At 44.9% G+C, this 1,041-nt stretch carries 2 protein-coding genes; both read left to right on the forward strand.

Features of this window, described 5'->3' with window-relative positions; translation table 11 throughout:
• Nucleotides 1–666, forward strand: a 666-nt coding sequence (locus FJZ26_06315) for a nucleotide exchange factor GrpE (protein MBM3230020.1), incomplete at its 5' end; no start/stop codon positions are given.
• Nucleotides 663–1,016: a hypothetical protein gene (locus FJZ26_06320; protein ID MBM3230021.1), complete on the forward strand. Its 354-nt coding sequence runs from the start codon at nucleotides 663–665 to the stop codon at nucleotides 1,014–1,016. The genes FJZ26_06315 and FJZ26_06320, both read left to right, overlap by 4 nt.
• The last annotated feature ends 25 nt before the right edge of the window (nucleotides 1,017–1,041 follow it).

Raw genomic sequence — 1,041 nt, forward strand, 5'->3', positions numbered from 1 at the left:
AAGATGACCAAGAAAAAAGAAAGCTCAGAACAGCAGCGGGAACATACGGTTGCTGAGGCAGAAGTAAATCCAGAATCCAAAATTGCAGAGCTTACAGACACACTCCAGCGCCTCCAGGCAGACTTTGAGAATTACAAGAAGCGCGTTGACAAGGAAAAGGAGCAGTTTGCAAAATATTCAAGCCAGAAGCTTGTTTTATCAATGCTCCCTCTTCTCGATAGCCTTGAGCTTGCGCTAAAAAATTCAAACAGCAGGGATATTGAAAGAATTCATGAAAAAACTGACACTGAAAAATTCAGAAAGGGAATTGAGCTGATTTACGCGCAGTTTCATTCAATTCTCGAAAGCGCAGGCTTGAGGCCGATTGATGCGCTGGGAAAAAAATTCGACCCATACAGGCACGAGGCGCTGATACAGCAGAATGTTGAAGATGCAGCAAAGGACAACATTGTGCTTGAAGAGTTCCAGAAGGGCTACATGCTTTTTGATGCGGTGCTGAGGCACAGCAGGGTGAAGATAGGGAAAAAACAGCCCCCGCAGAGTGACAGGGTCAATGCTGAGCATGCCGGAAGCGATAAAGGGCAGACCGGAATTGAATCACAGTCTGTAAATGAATCACAATCTGGAAATGAATCCAAGAGTGAAAAAAATGAGGGGAAAGAATGAAGACCGAAATCCAGAAAAACAACAGCCCGACAACAAGAAAGTTTGTCCCGGCTGAAAGCATTTTGAAATTCATAATCGGCGGCGATGAAAAGCTTGACACAATGATTGTGTGCAAAACCACGAATGTCGCGCTTTATACAACAGACTTTGCCCTGCATGAAGCATTTGGCTCGCTGAAGGACTACGATGAGATAAGCGCGGCAAAAATCAGGAAGCTTGCGAAATTTTTTGAGAATGTGGCAGTGCATTCCTTTGAATTCATGGAAAAAAAGCCAAAGCCAGTCCTGACCCATGAGCGGGTTGAGGAGCTCAGGCTGCTCGCACTCAGGTTTGACAGCAATAAATCCTGACATTAAGGTAGCATGGCAGTAAAAT

The organism is Candidatus Parvarchaeota archaeon, assembly GCA_016866895.1.
GTDB lineage: Archaea > Micrarchaeota > Micrarchaeia > Anstonellales > VGKX01 > VGKX01.